We start from the raw sequence: 21,844 nt of genomic DNA, 5'->3' as shown, positions 1-21,844 counted from the left end.
AAGTACATCATCAATTTTTTTCTTGTTGGAAATGACCCCATAATTCATCCATGTCAAAAAATCCACTTCATGCACACAATGATTTTGCACGGCAGGCAGCCCTTTCCACAGTGTACTGTCAAGCAGCTTTTCTGCTTCTTTATTCTCTTCCGAGGATCATGTACCGTTAGACGGGAACACAATGATATGATCTGCATTCAAATCCGGAAGCTTCTCTTCCAACAAGATCGCGTGGAATTCCTTCATATCCCTCGCCAGTGGATGTGGAGTCAGCCCCATTTCCTTATATATGCTGCCGATATAGCGGTTTTCGATCCCAAATAGAGCCAGCGTTTTATCGCCTACATTCAAACGAATTACGGCAACTGTCTCGTTTCCAACCGCTTTTTGTAGCTTGTCCTTCGTCTCTGTTATCTTTTGGTTGTACTGTGCAAGCACACTGTCCCCTTTTTCCTTCATATTAAGCAAATCAGCAACTTTTTTTAAGATTTCTAGGGGATTTTGCAATATCCCTTCCTGGAGCCGATAAGTAGGAGCGATCTTGGAGTATTGCGCGTATTTCGCAGCATCCACACCACCATCAACGATGATGAGATCGGGGCTGGCTGCCAGCAATGCCTCCATGCTGCCGGTAATATCAAATGCCGGTACATCCAGTCCTAGATAATCCTGCTTCCCCCAGCTAGGATGGTACCATTACATGACTGGTCTCACGCCTAAGGCAGTCATATAATCTTGCAAATACACTCCCATCACACGCTTCGGATTTTCAGGAATCGATACTTTCCCGAACTCGTCCTTCACTACACGGGTATCTGTGTCCTTCGTTTCCGCTTCGCTCTTGGCAGTGGAATGATCCGTTGCCTCAGCCGCTGTGGAAGACTCCTTTTTCGTCTGTGGAGCCCCTGTTGAGCCGCAAGCGGATAAGCCCAATACTGCCGCTACTAATACAATCAGCCAAGCTGATTTCTTCCATGTTCCCCCGATCATGAATCCTTCACCTCTATGAAATAAATAGTAAGTATTGTGAATCGAGTCCGCTTATAATAACGATTCTCATTATCACTTATACGTTATCATTCTACGATTCAACTTTTCTTCTGGCAATGCACATTCCCTATCTCTTTTTTAGACATTCATGTACCATTCAATCGATATAAAAAAGCCTTCATTCTTCTTGAATGTCGGCTTATTGAAACAAAACAATCTATTCTTAGATCCAAAATGTTGCATGTATAATGCTGCGCAGCACTTTTCCAATCTTATCAATTTGTACTGGTGTTGTAAGGTTGAAACACTTCACTCCAGTTCCAACGTTCATAATAATTGGTACCGAGCGTTAAATCCGGAATCCATACATGCATGTGCTTGCCATCGGGTGAAGACAGCAGGACTTCTGCTGTAGATCGGTCCGTTCGGATCCATGAAAGCTTGCGGCCATCTTCCACGAATAACGGATAATAGTCCCCAAACCCAGTGGGAGGAGCAGTGAGCTTCGCTTGCACTCCGGTATCGAGATCGATGAACACGAGTTCTGGCAGCGGCCTCTTATCGGGATTGCTCGTCCATTGAGCTTCGGTTGCTCTTGAGGCAATTATCGTATGACTATCCCGCCATGTGAAATCAGTATCTACCCTCCCATCAGGTGTATAAGAACGCTGATTAAGAGGGAATGGCTCCTTGACTACGGTAAGCTTCTTGTTGCTTGTCGCTTCTCTTCCCACTCCAGCTATGTAAGCCAGCTTATCGCTTTTCGGAGCCCAATTGAACCAATTGGTATTGTGAAGCATATTACCGATTTTAATGAAGGTTTTCCCATCTGCAGACAGCAAGCACAGTGTATTGTCGTCAGCGGATAGCGACGCAGTCGGTATCGCGATGAAAGCGATCCATTTCCCATCGGGCGACCATTTGAATGTACTGGTTAATACGGCGAAGAAATCATCGGTTTGATTTGAAATCCGGTACAGCAGTTCTTTATTGGGCGCACTTGATCCCGCTTCAAGCCTTATGTTGTATAAATAGATATCCTCCCACTTCCCATTAGGCAGCAGCTTGGAGAGTGTAGATACTAACAATCCGTTTCCGCTTGGATTCCATGCATAGTTGCCGATTTGATCTGCAATCGTTGTAATAATTGGGGTAGCGGGTGTATCCACATTAGCTATCCGAAGCGTATTATTTGTCTGAAAGGCAAGGATGCTGTACTTGGGCGACCACTGCACATTTTCTCCTTCTCCTATCCGTCTAAGAGATTTTGTAACGGTGTGATATGCCCACACCTCCTGTTGTTCCTTCCCCTTCGTGAAAGCGACCCATTTCCCGTCAAAGGACCATTTCGGATTCCGTATATACTCCCCGGTTGTAATCCGCTTCTCTTGTGTTCCGCTCGTAATCCACAGGTCATTGTCACGAATAAATGCAGCTGTATAAGGCTGTATTTTTGTCCATCCGCTTGAGGGTGCAGCCCATACGAACAGCATCAACAATACAAATAAAGCATGTATATACGATTTCATGACTCACTTCCTTCCTCATTTCCCTTAGTGTGCCACTGAAACCATTCTTCATCACGAAAAAATCAATTTTCCTAAGGCCTCATGTCTATTGCTATTGCATGCCATTTCTTATGCCGAAGTGTATGCGCGAAAGGTTATAACTTGCAAATCCTTTCATACACTCTATAAGAGATACCATGAAAATGGAGGGCAGAACAATGCCGCTTATCCCCCGATTTTCCACGATAGATACAGCGGCTATATCAATTGCAGGTCAATTTGTGAATGGCTCCTCGGAGTGCTTGACCGATCGTGTTGGATTACTGGATCTGATCACAGCATGTGACATCTTGCATGCAGAGCTCACATGGTACGGGACATTTGAACAGCAATTGGAAAAAGAGCATGTGTATTGGGCGCAAGAAGCAAAAGTCATTTTGCATGCTCCTTCGGGTGAGTATGAATTGTCAGCGCAAGACTGCTCGACTTGCGTTGCGAAAGGACAAGCAACTCAATTGATATGTACCGCAGACGTTACAATTCGAATAAAAGAATGGACAGCTGGTGCTTATTCCTTACATATTCCTTCATGGGTTCACTGCAAAGAAATGATTCAATGCGGATGGGTATTACACGTCATCATGAAACATTTCTCCCTGCCCTTGCAATACATTCAATTGGCCGCTGGTCACGAACATATTCATCAACAGAAATCTTATCCCCATATTTTTTGGGGGTTCAATCTTCCATACAGTGATGTCCATATAAAGCTGTGGTTTTGCGCGAGCAATGTACAGTCCCTAGTCGGAAAGGCAGGGTCTTATTACTCTGCATGTTCACAGATGTGCGAGGCAGATCCTTTTCCGGGATCTGCTGGGTTGCGGCAATATGAATTATCCCTCGATCGTACTGACTCTACTTACATTCAAGATCAACTGATATGTGCGTTATCTGCCCGAGATGATTCAGCTCTTTCAGAACTTTATACGATAGCTGTACAGCTCGATTGCTCAGGAGCGATAATACAGGCAAGCTTGAAGGACATAGAGGGATACAAGGGCAGTGAGGAGCTTCAACCTAGCGATACCGTGTTCTATTCCCTCCAACTGTGCAATATTGGAGACAGGGCAGCTGAACGGATATATGTGACGCTCTATTTGTCGGAAGGGGCAACGCTGCTTGAGCCATATATTTGTGTCCAAGACAGTTGTCACAATTCCATGTCGGTTAACTGCAAGAGCGGAATGCTCATCATACCTTCTTTGGCGCAGGATGCAACGGTCACGATTACTTTTGCCGCTGCTGTTCAAAAAAGTAAGCTTTCACAAGATCAGGTGGTATGCATTGCTTCCGTCACATATGATCCTGCATCTCCATCTAATATGTATCGCACTCGCGTACAGTCCAATCAAGTAGAGGTCACTTTTCCCTCGACTGAATGCGATGTGATCGTAACGCAGCAATGTTCGATGTCGAGAGCATATTGGCAGGATCGAATTTCATTTACAACAACGATTACGCCGAACAGCAACAGAAGACTTGCTAACTTATCCTTTCGAGTTATCGCAGACAATGAATGCTGCTATGTTCCCGGCACATTAACAGTCAACGGGATGCCGATCTCACCAGAGGATCCCTTAGTTGGCTTTTGCATAGAAGATATCCATGATCTTACTCCCCGGGTCATCCAATATGAATTGAACTTGCATCATGTTCCGCCTTCTGGCCGCCTTGAAACAAAAGCTGATTTGACCTATAGTGTCTATCGTTCGAGCAAATATAGAGGGCCCCAAATTACCATTGATAGTAATCCTGTGATCGTTGAAATACATGGCACACAGATCGTACGCAATCAGGCGATCATTCCGTACAGATATCAAATTGCTCCAAATCAACCATCTATCACGACATCACAACCAAGCAATATGATCCTGGCCCACAATCATGATGATCTCAACATTTACATAACGAAAATGGTAGATCACAGATATGCTGATGTAGGCGATCATCTGATATATACGATTCGTATTGCGAATGAAGGCCATGTGACCGTAACGAATACGGAGCTGCGCGATAGGGTTGATAACGGAATTAGCATTTTACCAGGCTCAGTTAAGGTGAATGGTATCACTTGTAAATATTGCAACCTTGCGCGCGGCTATCCATTAGGCCGATTATTGATAGGCACGGTGATTATGGTTACCTTCACCGCATTGATTACCACAAGGCCGATCTCCGGATATATCAGCAATCAAGCTAAGATTACCTACAACTATACGCAGCACGATTCTTGCCGGATACATACGGGAACCACTTACAGCAACAAAACCAAGACGTATGTTCGCTATCATCGCGTCAGTTTGTACAAATATGCGAATACCCGCCTTGCCATGCCAGGAGAGATCATTCGTTTGTATCATCGCCTTGACAATCAAGGGAATGTGACACTAGAACATACATGGTTTGCTGATCCGCTGCCTTCTCAGCTGCGTTGGATACCATCAAGTGTCCGTATTGACGGCGCTCCTGCGCCGTATGCTGATCCGATCTGCGGATTTCGTCTGCATCGGATCATGCCCGGCGGCAAGACATATGTAAGCCTGTTGGCCGAAGTGATGGATATTGCTGTAAACCAGCTTATCTGCCATACCTCCTGGGTAAGCTACTCCACTATGTTCCATAACGGGGGTCATATCAAATATGATACGAAGCTATCGAATACGGCATGCATTATGGTACAAGCCACGCTTTTAGACATGTACATGAGTGTGGATCGAGAATGCGTACAACTGGGAGAACAACAGTCATTTACATTTATTTTGCGAAATACGGCGCTTGTTCCATTAAGGGATATTCACTTTATCCACTTGCTACCAGATGTCCTTACCTTCTTATCAGGCAGTCTTCGCATTGACGGAAAGGCATATGTATGCAGAAATGCACTCGAACTCCATCTCGGCACGCTTCACCCTGGCTGCAGCCGTGTCATTTCATATCGCTGCCTAGTCAGAGAAGCTCCTGTAACAGGATGGTTAGCGAACGTGGCAGATGCTGAATATTGCTATCCTTCGCATGATCAGCCTTCTCTAATGAAACGTCGAACCTGCAGCAATACCGTTCATACTTATATCTACCATGGACGCATAATCGTCCATGCAGCCTCGTCACACCGATACATTACGCTCGGTAAAGAGCACGTCATTGAGGCGGCCGTGTCGAATGCAGGTACGGCAACTGCTGATGAGGTGTGGTTCTCGACCGCAATACCCGAGGAACTTCGAATCGTTAGCGGATCTGTACATGTAAATGGAGAGCATTGGCCTGAAGTATGTCCCATACGGGGATTTTATATCGGTTCTATTTTTCCTCGAACAACGGTATTGATATCTTTCCGGATACATGTGGATGGTATCCCGAGAACGAAAAGCTTCATCATTCAATCAGAAGTAGACTATCAGTATCGGCTTCCCAAATTTTGCGGATGCAAGCAAGGGATTTCAAAGGCTAATCCTGTCCTCATTCAAGCCTTTCCTTTCCTGTCCAATTCTTGTATTCCGCTTTCCAAGAACGGAATTCAACCAGCTAAGTTAATCATGCGACTGAGTGGTAAACATAAAGATGTCAAATGTGGCGAGCCTAACCAATACACGCTCATAATCTGCAATATCGGACATTCTTCAGCCGAACAGGTCAGTCTCATGCTCCCGCTTCCTGCCGAAGCCAGACTTATCCGTGCATGTCGATTCGAACAAAATGACATGCGCCATCTTGCTCCAACATCTGCACATCAGATCAAAATTGGACGTATCCATTCTGGCGAAAGTGTAACTGTACGGTTTGAGATTGAAGTGTACACGCCACCAGTGTCGAATTGCTTCATCTATACAGCGACGGCACTCTATCGGATCGACAGCTATTCGCAAGCAGTCCGAGCTAAAATCCATAAAGCATTCAGCAACAGCGTAATGACATTGATCCATTATAGTAAACTTGAGGTGCATACGACGGTTGATAAGACAGTAGCAGCAATTGGCGATGTCCTGCGTTTCCGAACGCTCATTCACAATTGCGGCACGATGGACGCGTTGTCCCTTTGTGTGCAGGATCTTATGGCCTCTCAGAAGCGGTTCTTGTCCGAATCCATGCCTATCCCAACCTCCGTCAATGATGAATGTGTTCCTTCGCATCTCAGCGAATTATGCTTGGAATGCTTGAAGCCTGGAGAAGCAGTTATTTTATATCACGAAGCAAAAATGGTAGACCCGCCTCTCTCAGCACTGTTAAGGAATCAAATTAAGGTGCTGTATTTCTGTCACACAAAGCTTCATGAAGTGAATTCGCTGCATAAGGCTTACGGCAATGTAGTGTATGTTCATCCCCACAACCATGCTTTGCAAATCTCATCGCAGTTTGCAGCGTCTTCTCATCAGAATAAGAGAAATGCTCTCCTGACCTTAACAATTATGAATGTGGGCGGAGGTACAGCTTATAATCTTGCACTGAATCTGCCTGCCCAAGCAAAGCTGTATAATATGTCATCCTGTAGCACGATGTTTGCAGCTTCGGGGACTGTTCGTTCACTTTCCAATCAGCTCTTGCTTCCCGTCCTTCATATGGGTCAAACTGCTTCGGTCGAGCTATCCATTCACGTTCCTGAGCATCTCACTTCATTGACGCTACATCACGATATCTTGAAGCATCTTGCTGTATCCTATCATTATCAGTATGACATAAACCAGATGGGCTATTGGGAGCAGACGAAGATTATGCCCCAACCTGAACAAAGTGAGGTTCGCCTAACTATCCAAGCATTGCACGAGATATTCAAGTATCCGCCACAACGAATACAATGATGACAAAGGTGAATGTTGTCAGACTGAGCAATGTGAAGAGTGTTGACAAAAGTTATGCCAATGTAGGCGATACCTAAATCAACGGAGTTGTACAGCCAACATTAAATCCAGATGTCGGATTTACGCTGGGAAGCTTGATAGCAAATCACGTAGTTGCCGTCGTATTCAGCGCTAATATTAATTGACTGCCAATCTACAGATTGTGAACAAGTCACAGGTTCGAATTCAGCTAAGCAGAAAGAGAGCGATTCTTAAGGAATCACTCTTCTTTACTTTGTAATTGAGTTAGAGTCAAAAATAATCATTTTCGCAGGAATTCACATCTGAATCATTCGTATGCAAAAAACACTCGATTCACAAGCGATAATCACTTGATGAATCGAGTGTCTGCACATTGTATTTTTCCGATATCAGTAACTTTACTTTCTAATGGATCTTTGGAGCTCTCTAATCATCGAATCGATACTGCCAAAATACTTCCTTGCTGTATTTCGCCCGAAAAGCCGGGTCATCCAATGTTCCATTGTTCAATAAAAACCGTACCTGAGATTGATGGGCATGAATCGCATGAATCTTTTGCTCGACATAGTTACTGACGTCATTCACTACATCCGGCTGACCTAGAGCATCCTTGCGATTGGATGAGAACGCGACGCACCGAACGACCGGCCGACCGCTTACAGGAAGCTTCTTCACGGCCTGCACAACAGCAGCGCCGGTCGCATCATGATCCGGGTGAACACTATGCCCCGGGTAGAACGTATATACGATTTCCGGCTGCAGCTCTAGCAGTAATTCAGCAATTCTCTGCGACAGCTTATCCTGCTCCTCGAACTCAATCGTTTTATCATGATACCCCCACATGCGGACATCTTCGATTCCGATCCGCTTGCACGCCTCCAGCAATTCCTGTTTACGGATGAGCGGCAATGTCACCCGATTGGCAAAGAGAGGGTTGCCCATGTTCCGTCCCATCTCTCCCAATGTCAAGCATGCATAAGTAACGATCTTGCCTTGATGAATATGTCTCGCCAATGTACCTGCCATAATCCCTTCATCATCGGGATGAGGCAGCACGACGACAATACGATGTTGTGATTCCATTTGATGTCCCCTCTTCAGTTGTCTCTATTAATTGAATCATTCGCAATCAGCAGTGAGAAGGCTCGCTTTACTTAGAATGGCTGCTCACTAAGCATGAAGCTGACAAGCAATCGTCCCTCCGAATCATGGCCCGCCATAATCAGTCGGCGCTCATCGCTTTCTTCCCAATGTGTTAGACCTTCCGCATAAATCCACCCATGCTCTGTTTTTAGACCGATTCGATAGGGGCCTGTTCCTGCTAACGTGCCATGTGAATAGCGGACGGGGGCGTTTTTAAAAAATACGGATGCCGTCATTTTTGATTTATCCCGATGTGCAGCATAAGCACCCGTTGTCATCTCAAGATGCGCATATAAGAACTTATCCTGTAAGCTTTGCAGCTGATGTTGAACGCGATCTGGTTGTATAAGTTGCATGATTCGTTCCTCCATGGATCAAATAACCACTGACTTTATGATATGAATTTCATTTCTCATTATATCATATAAAGTTCTAGCATTACGTACCGAGCATTCGTTCCAGCAGGTCGTTATGGACTTTGCGAGAGGAAGGGGAGAGTTGTGCCTACGAAGAACTCGGCGCGCCAACATACCCTGATTGTTGGCAGCTCCCTTGCGGGAAACGGCTGTCGTTGCTCTTAGCACGAACGCGTCGGCGTTCGCCTCCTCCCCCCGTGTGGGACTTGCACCCTAAAGATGAATTTGCTCAGTTGAGCGTACAAGAAAAAAAATCGGAAGCCCCCACCTTGGGGACTACCGATTTTTTTGATCTCTTTCATTCCGGATCAGGAACGATTCTCGACAGACCATCTGATCCAATCTTCCAATTTGATCAGAGCAACAAACTCGAACCCATTCCCCTGGCCTTTCGGTTTTAACACAACCGTACCTACGTTCGGAATTTCACCCTTGATCGATTCATGGAATGGATAACTGTGACCGACAATTACCTTATTTGTACCATGCCGAGGTTGGGTTTCAAGCATTTGAATGATGTTTGCTTTTATTTTCTTCTGCTCATCATCTAATTGGCCATCTTCTAAATAATAAATGTAAGCTAAATTCTCATTGACCACCATATTCTGTTTTTCGAAAGCAATTTCGGCAGTTTCTCTGGTACGACAGTAAGGACTTGTCAAAACGGGGTAGTCAACGGGAATCTTTAGTTTCTCGAAAACGGTACGCAACGCTTTTGCATGTTTTTTTCCAATTTCGTTCAAGTTTTTTTGGGTTGAGCAGTCATTGAAAGACAGATTAGGTTTATCTTGTCCCGTCGTCTCGCCATGCCGTATATAAAGAATGTAGCCCCCTTCTTGAAGCTTTCGAAGCAACGAATCTTCTACTCGTTCTTCATTCAGACTAAGTGCACCAGTATGACTGACGGACACCAGAAAGAAAAAGATGAGCATTTGGAGTAAAACGGAGAATGTTATTTTTTTAAACATGCTGTGCTAATCCTTTCTTATTATTTCTTGTGTATTTAGTATTTATAGTAAAACTTTCTTTTATTCTTAAAATCCGAAAGAAATTTCTTGTGAATCAACCCACCAAATAAATGCAATAAATGAGGCTCAAAACAGAACATCAGTACTTGTGTAATTCATGGCATTATGTGGCCAAATGATCACGGTTAAAAAGGATTGAATCGAAGAATAGCTAGAAATAAAGTTATAGGACTGTAATCACTGATTATGGGGTAGAGTCATTAAAAATGAATTTATATTTATAGAACTAAATTGCGAACTACGGCAAACAGGGAAAGGATTCCTTATATTTCCGCAAAAACGAACATTAGAGGGTTTCTCCACACCGGAAGTTGTCTATTTAAATGCTCAGCCCAGTTCTATCCAAGCTGGTCCCGAGGATGATAAAATGTATGTGATTGATGCAATATAAGGGGCTATACATTGTTTACATGTATTCTTTTAATAGTTTGACAATCTATAAAATGAACTTCGTCTTTCATATGACGAAGAGCCATTCCATTGAGGCATTGTCCCAACAATTCCCCCTAAGAGACATGAGCCGGCCTTGGCTATGACAGCCTCATTCTAGAGTGTATAATGCAAAACGACCCACAAGAGGGTCGTTTTTTTTCTAAGTGTTCTTCTTATGGATCACAGTTCATGAGGGCAGGGCTTTTCTTCATTTTTACTCAAGGTTCGACCACTAACGCCATAACAAAACCGTCATAGCCTTTGCTTCCAACGGTTTGCATCGCTGTCGCACATAAGCGGGGCTCAGCAGCAATCAGTTCAAAGAAGCTGTTCATTCTGCTGCCTTCCGAATGTCCGCAAGCTGTGCTGACGAAGGATGTCGTAACGCCTCCAAAACAGCCTGAGCTTCATACCCATCTCGGAAATCGAAATAATCGGCCCGCTCTCCGTGAATGGCACGAATGACCTGCACCGCCATCGGAACTTCCTCCATATCTTCTACGGCGACATTCGCCAGTGGCTGTCCAATTGCTCCAACATGAAGCCGATTCCAATTTTCGAGAGAAATCGTACCTTCACTGCCATAAATAACGAGAGAAACTCGTTCCTCTCCTGCCATGCCCGATAAGCCATCCACATAAATCGGAATTTCACTGTCCAGCAGCATTTTTGCTCGTATCCCCGTTTCGCAGCGTTCTTCATCTGCTGGCAGCTCCAGTTCGCTCTGAACATGCGTAATCGTGCCAAACAGCTTCTGAATAACATGAATCCAGTGAACGCCTACCTCTAGAACGAACCCCCCCTGCGCCCGGGTCGAGATCCAACTGTTATGCTGCCAGCTGCGCGGCCATGTTGGGAAATGAAGGATAAGTTCCATGCTGCGGATCGTTCCAATGGACTGTTCCTTGATCATCTGCTCCATTCGTTTCACAGACGGCTCATGCGGCATCGAGAAATGAATAGCATGAACAACGTTCGCTTCTTCTGCCAGTTTGAGCAATTCAGCTGCTTCTTGTAAATTGTTAGCAAGCGGCTTCTCACAGAAGACATGGATTTTCTTGCGCAATGCCGCGCATACGATATCATAATGATAGGCAGGAGGAACAGATACGTATAGAAGATTGATGTCCATTTCCTCTAGCATCTTGCTATAATCAGCATAGTACTTCACATGCGGGTAATCTTGCTGATACTGCTCTCGCGATTCAGAATTCGCCTCGCATATCGCTACCAATTCCACCTGTTCTGCCAACGCTGGACTGGAAATGGTTCGAATCATGTACCTGCCCATATTTCCTAGGCCGACAATCGCTAGTTTGATTTTGTCCTTCGTCATTGTTCGCTCTCCATTCCATTCCTAGATTGTGTGTAAGAATTCCACAATTCCGCAACAGGAGCAGCTTTCCTGCTGCTGTGCTCAGCTGAGCCTTCTTCCGCCCACAACGGCGGGAAATAACTGATGGCTTCATTCCTTTTTAGCGCAGCAATATCGTTCTCCCAGCCATTCCATCTGAATGTACGGTAAAAAAGCGCCAAGTCTCCATTCGCCAGCCACTCACAAAAATCGGAGTACAACAATTCCGTGTCCTCCCACTCTAGCGTATCCGGGGCGAAATAGTAGACGTGGTTTCCTTCGCTCTCAAAGCAGCCTCCATTCAGGGCAAAAAAACCACCTGCCAAGTCATATGCAATCATGCATGCGCCATGCAGCGGCATAATTCCAATATCATCACCGAAGCCATTCCAACTTAGTAAATCGCCGAATACAGCATCATTCCCAGAGCCGAGCAGCTTAATCCATCCGCCATCCACCAGAACGCCTCCCGAACGACGAGCAATCGCACCTATGTAACTGCGTTCGCTGACTTGCAGTATCGCTCCTGTATTCTTTCCTCGTACAGGATCGGCTGACAAAACATTTATACGATTGTTTCCATTTTCAAATAACTGGAGAATCTCCTTCCATGTCTGCTCATTCACGGCATTACTCATGATCTCATTCCCTTCTGCGACATGATATTCTTGTTGATAGAATGTGCGAATAACCTTCTCTCCATCACGATGTCTACCTGACTTACTATGCGCTATATGTACCAATACCGTCAATCCAAATGAAATCGATATGATAGATTAAGATACCCGTTCCATTCCCTGATAGGACTTGTCTCATTATCATTGAAAAACAAGGTTAGGTTGCAAGGGACATCCTAGTTCGTTCGGGATGCCCTTCATTTGCAGCCTTGGCAGAAAGTTACAGGTTGTCCTAGCTAAGATACATGGATAACGGAAGTATTATTTGATATCCCTTATTTGCATAACACTTTACAGTCCAAGTTTTGTGGCATAGTTGCCCCAGTGTGGTCTATTCCCATCCTCGTCAACGAAGTCATACCAATCAGAAAGTCCCCAGGAGCTGAGAGTCTGTCCCGTTTTCTCCATTTTCTTCGGATCAGCCGCAAGCGCAGCAATCGCCCTTCCGACATATATGGGTGTTTCCGACATGATGAAATGTGGATCCTGCTTCACCGCATCCTTCCAATTCTCCTTTGTAACGCCGAAAAGGTCGAGCATCGCCTCTGAACGCAAAAATCCGGGAGTAACCGCAACAGCAGTAACCCCATGCGGACGCAATTCTTCCGCCATAGCTGCTGCCAAATGAATCGCCGACACTTTTGCTAAACTATAATACAAGTTTCCACGATAACGATAGTCAACGCCATCCGTAATCTCGATAATAAGCCCTTGCTTCCGTTCTACCATCAGCGGTGCGCCATAATAGCTCGTTATCATGTGGGAATGAACCGCCCGTTCCTGCATGAGCAATCCATCTTCAAGTGAATGCTCCCAGAATGACTTGCCCCAATCCGTCAATGGATCACCGCCCCATACATCATTCACCAGAATATCAAGGCGACCATTTTGTTCGTTCCGCACTTTTTCGAACAGGGCTTTCACTTCATCTTCCTTCGTATGATCCACCTGTACCGGTATCCCGATTCCTCCATATGCCGCTACGATTTCTGCCGTATCCTCGATCGTTTCCGTTCGCTGCATATCGGATTGCACCGCTCGTGTGCTTCTCCCTGTGCAGTATACAGTCGCTCCCGCTTCCCCCAGCATTGCCGCGATCCCGCGCCCTGCCCCTCTCGTAGCTCCCGCTACAACCGCAATTTGATTCTGCAATGGTTTCATGCAGTTACCTCCTCATTAGATTTGACTTTTTCTTTAGTGTAAAGGAAGATATATGACAACCACTGTCATATTAAAATAGATCAGATAAACATTACCTGATATAAGAGAAAGGAGCTGTCACATGCGAGCCGATCGATTAATGTCTATTATGCTCATGCTGCAAAGCTATGGCAAAATGACAACACGAGACCTAGCCCAGCAACTGGAGGTATCTGAAAGAACCATTATGCGTGATATGGAGTCCCTAAGTATAGCCGGTATCCCGGTTTATGCGGAGCGTGGTTCCAACGGAGGATGGTCGTTGTCAGAAGGATATCGAACGCAATTAACGGGAATGAAGCCGCAAGAATTGATGTCATTGCTCTTAATGAAGTCCTCGTCATTAGTGGACGATCTCGGTCTTCGACAAGAACTCGACAATGCTTATCACAAATTGCTTGCCGCTAGTCCGATTGGAATGAGGAGAGACGCCGACATCGCCAGAGAACGCATACACATTGACGGCGCGGGATGGCGCCAAACGGAAGATACTGCTCAATACTTATCAATTGTGCAGGAGGCCGTGTGGATACAGCATAAGCTGCGCATCACTTATGAACGACATGACAGTATTGTGGTTCGAGACATCATGCCGCTCGGATTAGTTGCCAAACGAGGAGTATGGTATGTCGCAGCTCAAGTAGAAGACGGATTCCGCAGCTATCGCATTTCACGGATACGCGATGCAGAAATGTTGAATCAAGCTTTTACTCGTCCTGACGGGTTCGACCTGGCTTTCTATTGGGAGGAATCCACGAAGCAATTTACATCTACCCTGCCTCGCTATCCTGTACGAATTCGTGTAAGAGATGATTTACTTCAGCGACTCAAGCATGAACGATACGCGAAATTACTGCAAATCGAGCCTGCTCATCAAGGCTGGCATTATGCTGATGTGGAGTTCCATACGCTTGATTCAGCTGCCGAGATCATCCTTGGATTTGGTGCTGCTATGGTAGCTCTTGAACCCGCAGAACTGCGAGGCAAAGTCATAAGCGAAATACGAAATATGCTGTCGACATACGAGGGAGAACAATAGAGTAATCCATTGTGATCTCCCTCGCCTCCTGCTAGCTTTCTAAGCATGCCAATATATCGTCACGAGTCAGCTCGTAATGCATCCAGCGCAGCCGCTCGTTGACTTCTTGCCATAGTCCCTCTTCTGCTTTGCGAAGCGTTGTGCCCACTTTATCCATGCGGAATGGCCGAATGATGTTATACAGCATATTAACAGCAGACCGTTCCACATCTGTTAACGAGTATTGCTGGGTGTAGCCGTTATAAAAATGCTTAAAGCGCTGCTCCATATATGCGCATTTTTCCCGATCCAGCCATTCTTCCCGGTAACATTCAAAGCAAAGAAAAATACCCTCCTGCATCATATACGTCACGAATTTATCATTACCAGCTAAATTATAATCAATAATTCCTGCAAATCTCTTCTCTTCATTCACTAAAATATTATTTGTCGAGAAATCTCCTTGTACACCGCCTGCAGGCAAAGATGGAAATATAGCCTCTAATTGCTTGCGCTTGTGATTGTATATCTTCCATATTTCTTCTACCAATCGAACATTTGCTTGCGAATTCCTCAACTGCTCGTACCATGACAGCGCATCACTATAATTTTCCTCATCTGGATCTAGCAGAACATACGGGCTGCCCCATGCATATTCGATCCCCTCACGCTTCGCAGCAGTATGCATACTTCCTATGCAGGCTCCCACTTGATACAGAAATTCGGGGCTCAAATCCTCCAAGTCGATCTCCAAATCATCTAATGTCTTAGCAGGCATGAATTCTTCTGCCCAGTAATGGAACTGTTTATTGTCGATTGTTATGACAGACCCGTAAGCGCCATTCCTCGAACAATAAAATTGTGGCGTAGCAATGCCATTTCGGCGGTACACGGAAGCTAACTGGGCCCATCCCGCGATCTTGCTGCTGTCCGTATACGAATTGTTGTAGCACTTTAAAACGATGTTTTCTCCACTCGTCGTGTTAACGATCGCGACATATCGGTGTTCATCCTCCCAACTATTATCAATTAAGCGATAGGAATCAACTGTATCATCCATATACATCTGTAACATGTTCTCCACATACATTTTCGTAATCATCGTCTGGTCACCCTTGTGAGCAAGATTTTTCAATCATTTTCTAAAACGACACGGAATCCTCTTAATCTGCCTATCTATCTTGAAAATATCTAATTGTTAAACAAGCCTTTTACAGGTACAGCCACATATAAGTGATATATTACCAAATTAAATGCAAATTTTGTTAACAATTCTGTTGACAAGGACTTTTTCGTTTAATTTTATATAACCATACGGTTATATGTGAGGTGAGTATTACGGATATTTATCGTGTTCTAAGTGAACCGACATGGGGGACGATTCTTCATATGCTTGCGCAAGGTGAACGAACGCAGTCGGATTTTGTTCAGTTTTTCCACATCTCTCAACCCGCCGTTAAAAAGCACTTGCAAATTTTATTAGAAGAAGGAGTGATTAGCGAGCAGAAGCAAGGGAAATACCGAATTTACCGTTTGGAGCATGCCTTGCTGCAATCTGCATATCAATCCCTCTTGCAAGATATGGGGTACATATTAGGAGATCGCTTAACTCGACTCAAAACATTTTTGGAAGGTGAGGATAACCAATGAACAGCTTACAATCCGTGAAGATAGATATGCTTATCGAAGCACCCATTGATAAGGTATGGAGCGCATTAACAGAAGCAGGGCAATTAACTCGCTCTGGAACTCTACTTTTCCTTCAAAACTTGAAGTGCGTATATGAGACTGGTCAGGAACACGCGAAAAGATGTGGAGAACATGGATCGGCATTCAGCATATGACGTCCATCCGCAAGACGGGCAGCCGGCTGGCTCCAAAGTATTGACGGTTAAGGGCTCTTCCCCAGCCGCTGCTGCTGGACTCCAACCTGATGACATCATAGTGAACATCAACAACACGACCATTTCCAGCTACTCAGACTTGGAAGCAGCCATCCGTGAACTGGCGATTGATGAGCAATTTAGCCTAACCGTATGGCGTAACGGAGATATCATCAGCATTACTTGCAGCATTGGCAGCTATCCCGTTCCATATTGCGCATAGGCATCATTCTGATCGAATTGAAAAAGAGCAGATCGTTTATCTATCAAACGATCTGCTCTTCCCTTCTTATTGAATGATGCATGGAATATTTACTAATCAGCTTAGCTTTCATAGATTCTATCGATTTACGTGATCGTTGCGACTAACTTGGTTTCATTCGTAACCCTCCCAATACGACTTCCAAGCTATGCAACGCAACGGCCAGCTCCTTCTCTGTATCCGGAGTATTAGCTAACCAAAAGGCTGTGTTCACAAGTCCGCCGTTCAACATCCGTGCTAATGCATGACTATCCGTGACCGCAATGATTCCTTCGTCCATAAATTGCTGAAGCATAGATGCCATTGTCGTCAAGCATTGAGAATGAGATGGATGAGTAAATCCATTGCCTAGGACGGAAGGCGCATCTCTAAGGACGATGCGCTGAATTTCAGGCTCAATTGCCATCTCGATATACGCTCGGCATCGGCCTACAAAGCCTTCCCATGTCGTTGCTGCCGCTTCCGAAATATCGTGAAGACGATTATCCATCTCTAGATCAATTTCTTCAACAACTGCCGCGAGTAAGCCTTTTTTATCGCCAAAATGATGGTACAGCGCACCTCGCGTCAATCCTACGGAAGCGGTTAACTCATCCATGGACGTATTTGCATATCCGATTGTTCCGAAAGCTTCTCTTGCCGCTTCGAGCAGTTTCCTCCTTGTCTCTTCGATCATTTCTTTTCTTGCTTTTCGAACCATGTCCCCTCCTGCACCGTTTGCTGCTTGCACGATGCTAGCTCAGTTTTATATTTCGTTCTATTCTACAACAAAATTTGAAATTAACAAGATTGATAAACTATAGAACCGGGTTATTTCATACCGTATTTTTCCTCATCTTTTTATTGACATACGCAACGTATGTGAATATTATATTTGCATACGCTTCGTATGTAAATGGGAATCACTCTATTTTTAGCAAGGAGGATCATTGTAATATGTTACGTGCTTATCGAGAATTATTCACCGCTCCTGGCTCGTTTATTTTTTCTTCCGCTGGATTTATTGCCAGAATGCCGATCTCTATGACTGGAATCGGCTTGGTTACCATGATTGCTCAGATGCGCGGGGAATACGGCCTCGCTGGGGCCATCGCCGCCACCTTTGCCTTGGCTTCGGCGCTGCTTGCCCCGCAAGTATCCCGATTGGTTGACCGGATGGGACAATCACGAGTTCTTCGCCCCGCAGCAGCGCTAAGCATAATCTCCATATTGGCTCTGCTGCTATGTGCCCGATTGGACGCGCCCGATTGGACGCTCTTCCTGTTTGCGGTTATGGCTGGCTGCATACCCAGCATGCCCGCAATGGTGCGTGCACGTTGGACGGAACTGTATCGAGGATCGCCCAAACTACACACCGCTTATTCCTTTGAATCCGTCGTAGATGAAATTTGCTTTATTATCGGACCTGTCATTTCAGTTGGATTATGCGTGTCCGTTTTTCCGGAAGCCGGCCCTCTCGCTGCTTGCTTATTTATGGCATTTGGCATTGTTCTTTTTACGCTGCATAAGGGCAGCGAGCCGGCAGTACAGCCGCAGCACAACGCGAGTCAGGGGTCTGTGTTCCAAATCGGCGCACTGCGTTTGCTGGCTCTTACGCTTGCTGCAATCGGCACGATATTTGGAACCGTAGATGTTGTAAGTGTTGCCTTTGCCGAGCAGCAGGGGAACACAATTGCAGCCAGCTACGTTCTGTCTGTCTACGCTATCGGATCATGCTTGGCAGGTCTCATCTTCGGCACACTCAAAATCAGCATGCCGCTAAATCGTCAGTTTGCAATTGCAGTTAGTTTTTCGATGGTAACCTTGCTTCCTCTGTTTATCGTGAACAATCTGACTACACTGGCTATTACCGTCTTCTTCTCAGGTATGTCCGTCGCACCTACGATGATTATTACGATGGGACTGGTGGAAAAAATCGTTCCTGGACATCAGTTGACCGAAGGCATGACATGGGCAACTACAGGACTAGGTATTGGGGTTGCACTTGGCTCTGCGATTGCTGGCTGGGTGGTGGATCATTTTGGTGTACATATGGGTTTCATGGTGGCAATTGCAGCTGGTGTGCTTGCACTTGGAATTATGGCAGGTGGATATAAAGCCCTGTGCTCAGCATACAACCTTGCAGCCGTTAGATATGACAGGGATTCAGGATATCCAATAGATTTGCAGAGCAACAGAACAACTGATTGCTGACGTTCCTCTCCCTTATTGACCAATTATCAAATGGATCTATAATCAAATTAGCAATCATTTCTCATATTTCCAGAAATTATTGACCTTATATTACCGTATGCTACCTCTTTTATTATCATTAATTCAATTAGCAGCAATAAAGACACCATTGCTTCATCACAATCGCTTCGTTTATTCAGCAATAAAAGGAGGAAGTAAAAATGTTGTCAGCAATCAGTTTTATTGCGGCCTGCATGCTATTCGTCATCAGTTTGCTGCATGTGTACTGGGCATTCCACGGTACATGGGGCAAGGGTGCTGTCATTCCAGAGCGAGATGGCAAGCAAGTATTCTCACCCCATTCCGGAATGACCTTGCTCATCGCTGCACTGCTTGCCTTTGCCGGCGTCATTCTGCTCGTGCGTGCATCATTCCTTCCATCATTTATCGACTCAAGTATTATTCAATGGGGAGCATGGGTTTGTGCGTGCATATTTGCACTGCGAGTCATCGGTGAATTTAACTATGTAGGCTTGTTTAAAAAAAATCGAAGTACAACATTTTCGAAAATGGACACCTGCTTGTATATACCCCTATGCGCATTTTTATCATTTGCTTTCATTCTCTCGATTCTGTATGGCATATCGTAAGAAACACCATCTAGCCGATGAATAACCAATCACATGTCCCCCTTCAATAGACTCGCAAGTCAACTGGCTGCGAGTTTTTTGCGCTTAGCGTAATTCCAAACCCCACTATAACCACGAGTCACTCGTTCAAAATTCCGAAATAGGCAAATGCATGTTGACATGATTATCCATCAGTTATATAGTTAGTTACATGAGTAATTAACCAGTTTGGTGGTGTAGATATGACAATCAAGATGGACGACAGCCGCCCCATTTTTGTGCAAATTGCCGAACGCATTGAAGACGACATCATCGAAGGTCGATTGCCTGAAGAATCGCAAGTGCCTTCAACGAATCAATTTGCTTCATTTTTCCAGATAAATCCAGCTACTGCGGCCAAGGGTGTTAATTTGCTGGTTGATGAGAACATTTTGTACAAAAAGCGTGGGATAGGCATGTTCGTAGCGACAGGAGCGAGAGCAAAACTCATGGAAAAGCGGAAAGAACTTTTTTACGAACAGTATGTGGTATCCATGATTCGCGAAGCAGAGAAGCTTGGCATTTCCAAGGAACAATTAACAGACATGATTCAGAGAGGAGATCGGACGAATTGAGAACCATTGCTGAAGTTAAGGGATTAACCAAGTCATTCGGTGATGTAACTGTCGTACACGATGTAAGTTTTACACTCGAAGCTAACAAAATTTATGGCCTGCTTGGGCGCAATGGCGCAGGAAAAACAACGATTATGCATATGATGACGGCACAGTTATTTCCAACAAGCGGTGAACTGCTTGTGTTCGGAGAAGCCCCTTATGAGAATAATCGAGTTTTGAGCAAGATTTGCTTCATTAAAGAAAGCCAGAAGTATCCAGACAGCTTTCGAGTCATTGATGTCATTGGTCTCTGTCCTTCCATCTTCCCGAATTGGGATCAGGAATTGGCAAGCAAACTGCTGTATGATTTCAATCTTCCTTTAAGGAGGCGTATCAAGAAGCTGTCACGCGGCATGCTGTCTTCCGTTGGCATTATTATTGGATTGGCAAGTCGGGCACCGCTGACCATTTTCGATGAGCCATACCTTGGACTGGATGCAGCAGCGCGTAATTTGTTCTATGACCGTTTGATTGAGGATTATGCGGAGCACCCCCGAACGATCGTGCTGTCCACACATTTAATTGATGAAGTCAGTCAACTTTTAGAGCATGTGATTGTTATTGATGGGGGCAAGATCCTTTTGAATGAGGAAAGTGATGCTTTGCGAGGCCGTGCCTACTCCGTCGTTGGACAGAGAGAACTTGTCGAGTCATTCATCGCTGGCCATACAATCATCAATCGCCAGCCGTTAGGCGGACTATTGTCTGCAACCGTACTTGACAATCTAACTCCTCATATCCAGGAACAAGCCGCATCGTTAGGCCTTGATCTCTCAACAGTATCCCTGCAGCAGCTTATTGTTCACCTCACAAAAAGAAAATCTGATCGCAAGGCGGTGGAGTCGCGATGAATCGAGTAACAACCGTTATGAAAATGTACAGCAAGGATCACATACTATGGTTTCTTGCCCCGTGGTGTTTTGTATTGCTACCTAGTTTTCTGATTAATGTGTTGGTCGGCTATTTGCTGAAACCGGAACAAGGATACTACAGCGGTGGGATGGTCTCCATTTTTATCTATCTACTAGTCCTCGGCATCGTAGCCGTAACTCAAACTTTTCCCTTCGCATTTGGCATTAGCATCCGCAGAACAGACTACTATTTTGGAACCAATTTGATGCTCCTGCTATCCAGCGTAACAGTTGCCACGATTGTAATGCTTTTGTCCATTAGTGAAAGTAGCATTACACATAGCTTAAGCGCGAATTTCCATTTTTTTAGCCTGCCGTATCTTACAGACGGCAGTCTATTTGAACAATGGTGGACTTACTTCGCTACAGCTATACATCTTTGCTCCTTAGGGTTTGTCACTGCTATATTTTTCCGTCGTTATGGCCGTATGGGAATGTTCATCTTGTTCCCAGTCATGCTTGTCATTTTCTCCATCTTCAGTTATCTCTGCACATCTTTCGGCTGGTGGGGCAGCATATTTACGTGGTTCAGCAGCCATTCGGCTGCGCAACTTGCTTCTTGCTTATTCGCCTTGTCACTTCTCTACTCTTTACTATCCTTCATCATGATCCGCAAAACAACAATTTCTTAGTCTTACAACAAACAAAGCCGCTGGAGTCACACCAGCGGCTTTGTATTGGTTAAGTTATA

Annotated in this window: 20 protein-coding genes and 1 pseudogene; 9 read left to right on the top strand and 12 right to left on the bottom strand. The window is 45.0% G+C overall.

Translation table 11 applies throughout. From position 1 onward, the window contains the following. Nucleotides 1-156: 156 nt before the first annotated feature. From NO352_RS25120 to NO352_RS09005, 3 genes are all read right to left on the bottom strand, one after another. Nucleotides 157-624, bottom strand: coding sequence for an ABC transporter substrate-binding protein (locus tag NO352_RS25120; RefSeq protein WP_353961239.1), 468 nt, complete (start codon nucleotides 622-624; stop codon nucleotides 157-159). A 72-nt stretch (nucleotides 625-696) separates the two neighbouring features. After that, nucleotides 697-990 (bottom strand): hypothetical protein, encoded by a 294-nt coding sequence (locus NO352_RS25115; protein WP_353961238.1) that lies wholly within the window; start codon nucleotides 988-990, stop codon nucleotides 697-699. 275 nt (nucleotides 991-1,265) lie between these two features. After that, nucleotides 1,266-2,519: a hypothetical protein gene (locus tag NO352_RS09005; RefSeq protein WP_289355402.1), complete on the bottom strand. Its 1,254-nt coding sequence runs from the start codon at nucleotides 2,517-2,519 to the stop codon at nucleotides 1,266-1,268. Nucleotides 2,520-2,701: 182 nt separating this feature from the next. Between NO352_RS09005 and NO352_RS09000 the strand changes: the two genes are divergently transcribed. Then, entirely contained in the window at nucleotides 2,702-7,351 is a 4,650-nt protein-coding gene (locus NO352_RS09000; RefSeq protein ID WP_289355401.1) for a hypothetical protein, read from the top strand. A gap of 447 nt (nucleotides 7,352-7,798) precedes the next feature. Here NO352_RS09000 and bshB2 read toward each other — a convergent pair whose 3' ends face one another. The 7 genes and pseudogenes from bshB2 to NO352_RS08965 all read right to left on the bottom strand — a co-directional run bounded on the left by bshB2 (nucleotide 7,799) and on the right by NO352_RS08965 (nucleotide 13,583). Further along, entirely contained in the window at nucleotides 7,799-8,455 is a 657-nt protein-coding gene (gene bshB2 / locus NO352_RS08995) for a bacillithiol biosynthesis deacetylase BshB2 (RefSeq protein ID WP_005549263.1), read from the bottom strand. Between the two features lie 71 nt (nucleotides 8,456-8,526). Next, nucleotides 8,527-8,871 (bottom strand): YojF family protein, encoded by a 345-nt coding sequence (locus NO352_RS08990; RefSeq protein WP_005549264.1) that lies wholly within the window; start codon nucleotides 8,869-8,871, stop codon nucleotides 8,527-8,529. 368 nt (nucleotides 8,872-9,239) lie between these two features. After that, a complete protein-coding gene (locus NO352_RS08985) occupies nucleotides 9,240-9,899 on the bottom strand; it encodes a histidine phosphatase family protein (protein WP_289355399.1) in 660 nt (219 codons plus the stop codon). Between the two features lie 710 nt (nucleotides 9,900-10,609). Beyond that, nucleotides 10,610-10,717, bottom strand: a pseudogene (locus NO352_RS08980) (O-methyltransferase); the annotation flags it as partial. Nucleotides 10,718-10,722: 5 nt separating this feature from the next. After that, on the bottom strand, nucleotides 10,723-11,727 hold the full coding sequence (locus NO352_RS08975; RefSeq protein ID WP_289355398.1) for a Gfo/Idh/MocA family protein: 1,005 nt from the start codon (nucleotides 11,725-11,727) through the stop codon (nucleotides 10,723-10,725). Further along, nucleotides 11,724-12,383, bottom strand: coding sequence for a DUF2625 family protein (locus tag NO352_RS08970; protein ID WP_289355397.1), 660 nt, complete (start codon nucleotides 12,381-12,383; stop codon nucleotides 11,724-11,726). Before NO352_RS08970 ends, NO352_RS08975 begins: the two co-directional genes overlap by 4 nt. Nucleotides 12,384-12,713: 330 nt before the next feature. Beyond that, entirely contained in the window at nucleotides 12,714-13,583 is an 870-nt protein-coding gene (locus tag NO352_RS08965) for an SDR family oxidoreductase (RefSeq protein ID WP_163976403.1), read from the bottom strand. 121 nt (nucleotides 13,584-13,704) lie between these two features. Here NO352_RS08965 and NO352_RS08960 point away from each other — a divergent pair, with 121 nt between their 5' ends. Beyond that, entirely contained in the window at nucleotides 13,705-14,661 is a 957-nt protein-coding gene (locus NO352_RS08960) for a helix-turn-helix transcriptional regulator (RefSeq protein WP_005549275.1), read from the top strand. 31 nt (nucleotides 14,662-14,692) lie between these two features. Here the strand turns inward: NO352_RS08960 and NO352_RS08955 are convergent, their stop codons facing one another. Continuing rightward, a complete protein-coding gene (locus NO352_RS08955) occupies nucleotides 14,693-15,742 on the bottom strand; it encodes a phosphotransferase enzyme family protein (RefSeq protein ID WP_005549277.1) in 1,050 nt (349 codons plus the stop codon). A 227-nt stretch (nucleotides 15,743-15,969) separates the two neighbouring features. On the opposite strand from NO352_RS08955, the gene NO352_RS08950 reads away from it, so the two are divergent. Next, a complete protein-coding gene (locus NO352_RS08950; RefSeq protein WP_289355396.1) occupies nucleotides 15,970-16,290 on the top strand; it encodes an ArsR/SmtB family transcription factor in 321 nt (106 codons plus the stop codon). A gap of 171 nt (nucleotides 16,291-16,461) precedes the next feature. Next, nucleotides 16,462-16,746, top strand: a complete 285-nt coding sequence (locus NO352_RS08945; protein ID WP_005549282.1) for a PDZ domain-containing protein — start codon at nucleotides 16,462-16,464, stop codon at nucleotides 16,744-16,746. Nucleotides 16,747-16,888: 142 nt separating this feature from the next. On the opposite strand, the gene NO352_RS08940 is transcribed toward NO352_RS08945, so the two are convergent. After that, nucleotides 16,889-17,485, bottom strand: coding sequence for a TetR/AcrR family transcriptional regulator (locus NO352_RS08940; protein ID WP_171415680.1), 597 nt, complete (start codon nucleotides 17,483-17,485; stop codon nucleotides 16,889-16,891). A gap of 236 nt (nucleotides 17,486-17,721) precedes the next feature. Between NO352_RS08940 and NO352_RS08935 the strand changes: the two genes are divergently transcribed. From NO352_RS08935 to NO352_RS08915, 5 genes are all read left to right on the top strand, one after another. Further along, nucleotides 17,722-18,978, top strand: a complete 1,257-nt coding sequence (locus NO352_RS08935; RefSeq protein WP_289355395.1) for an MFS transporter — start codon at nucleotides 17,722-17,724, stop codon at nucleotides 18,976-18,978. A gap of 200 nt (nucleotides 18,979-19,178) precedes the next feature. Then, complete coding sequence (locus NO352_RS08930) at nucleotides 19,179-19,607, top strand: DUF3995 domain-containing protein (protein ID WP_430108003.1); 429 nt, start codon at nucleotides 19,179-19,181, stop codon at nucleotides 19,605-19,607. A 221-nt stretch (nucleotides 19,608-19,828) separates the two neighbouring features. Further along, the gene (locus NO352_RS08925; protein WP_005549286.1) at nucleotides 19,829-20,200 is read left to right on the top strand and encodes a GntR family transcriptional regulator; all 372 of its coding nucleotides are present in this window, start codon (nucleotides 19,829-19,831) and stop codon (nucleotides 20,198-20,200) included. Beyond that, nucleotides 20,197-21,093 carry an ABC transporter ATP-binding protein gene (locus tag NO352_RS08920; protein WP_289355394.1) on the top strand — a complete coding sequence of 299 codons (897 nt, stop codon included), beginning with the start codon at nucleotides 20,197-20,199 and terminating at the stop codon, nucleotides 21,091-21,093. The genes NO352_RS08925 and NO352_RS08920 overlap by 4 nt, the downstream gene beginning before the upstream one ends. After that, nucleotides 21,090-21,785 carry a hypothetical protein gene (locus tag NO352_RS08915; RefSeq protein ID WP_262866768.1) on the top strand — a complete coding sequence of 232 codons (696 nt, stop codon included), beginning with the start codon at nucleotides 21,090-21,092 and terminating at the stop codon, nucleotides 21,783-21,785. The genes NO352_RS08920 and NO352_RS08915 overlap by 4 nt, the downstream gene beginning before the upstream one ends. Nucleotides 21,786-21,844 lie beyond the last annotated feature (59 nt).

The sequence above is a fragment of the Paenibacillus sp. S-12 genome (assembly GCF_030363895.1).
Lineage (GTDB): Bacteria > Bacillota > Bacilli > Paenibacillales > Paenibacillaceae > Paenibacillus_B > Paenibacillus_B alvei.
The sequence above is the reverse complement of the archived record's forward strand: the minus strand, read 5'-3'. Positions and strand labels throughout refer to the sequence as shown.

Coding starts and splice junctions, on each gene's coding strand:
- NO352_RS08940 (WP_171415680.1), bottom strand. CDS start 17,485: ATGGTTCGAAAAGCAAGAAAAGAAATGATCGAAGAGACAAGGAGGAAA.
- NO352_RS08945 (WP_005549282.1), top strand. CDS start 16,462: ATGGATCGGCATTCAGCATATGACGTCCATCCGCAAGACGGGCAGCCG.
- NO352_RS08960 (WP_005549275.1), top strand. CDS start 13,705: ATGCGAGCCGATCGATTAATGTCTATTATGCTCATGCTGCAAAGCTAT.
- NO352_RS08935 (WP_289355395.1), top strand. CDS start 17,722: ATGTTACGTGCTTATCGAGAATTATTCACCGCTCCTGGCTCGTTTATT.
- NO352_RS08965 (WP_163976403.1), bottom strand. CDS start 13,583: ATGAAACCATTGCAGAATCAAATTGCGGTTGTAGCGGGAGCTACGAGA.
- NO352_RS08930 (WP_430108003.1), top strand. CDS start 19,179: ATGTTGTCAGCAATCAGTTTTATTGCGGCCTGCATGCTATTCGTCATC.
- NO352_RS08975 (WP_289355398.1), bottom strand. CDS start 11,727: ATGACGAAGGACAAAATCAAACTAGCGATTGTCGGCCTAGGAAATATG.
- NO352_RS08970 (WP_289355397.1), bottom strand. CDS start 12,383: ATGAGTAATGCCGTGAATGAGCAGACATGGAAGGAGATTCTCCAGTTA.
- NO352_RS09005 (WP_289355402.1), bottom strand. CDS start 2,519: ATGAAATCGTATATACATGCTTTATTTGTATTGTTGATGCTGTTCGTA.
- NO352_RS08915 (WP_262866768.1), top strand. CDS start 21,090: ATGAATCGAGTAACAACCGTTATGAAAATGTACAGCAAGGATCACATA.
- NO352_RS08985 (WP_289355399.1), bottom strand. CDS start 9,899: ATGTTTAAAAAAATAACATTCTCCGTTTTACTCCAAATGCTCATCTTT.
- NO352_RS08925 (WP_005549286.1), top strand. CDS start 19,829: ATGACAATCAAGATGGACGACAGCCGCCCCATTTTTGTGCAAATTGCC.
- NO352_RS08955 (WP_005549277.1), bottom strand. CDS start 15,742: ATGATTACGAAAATGTATGTGGAGAACATGTTACAGATGTATATGGAT.
- NO352_RS09000 (WP_289355401.1), top strand. CDS start 2,702: ATGGAGGGCAGAACAATGCCGCTTATCCCCCGATTTTCCACGATAGAT.
- NO352_RS08990 (WP_005549264.1), bottom strand. CDS start 8,871: ATGCAACTTATACAACCAGATCGCGTTCAACATCAGCTGCAAAGCTTA.
- NO352_RS25120 (WP_353961239.1), bottom strand. CDS start 624: ATGGAGGCATTGCTGGCAGCCAGCCCCGATCTCATCATCGTTGATGGT.
- NO352_RS25115 (WP_353961238.1), bottom strand. CDS start 990: ATGATCGGGGGAACATGGAAGAAATCAGCTTGGCTGATTGTATTAGTA.
- bshB2 (WP_005549263.1), bottom strand. CDS start 8,455: ATGGAATCACAACATCGTATTGTCGTCGTGCTGCCTCATCCCGATGAT.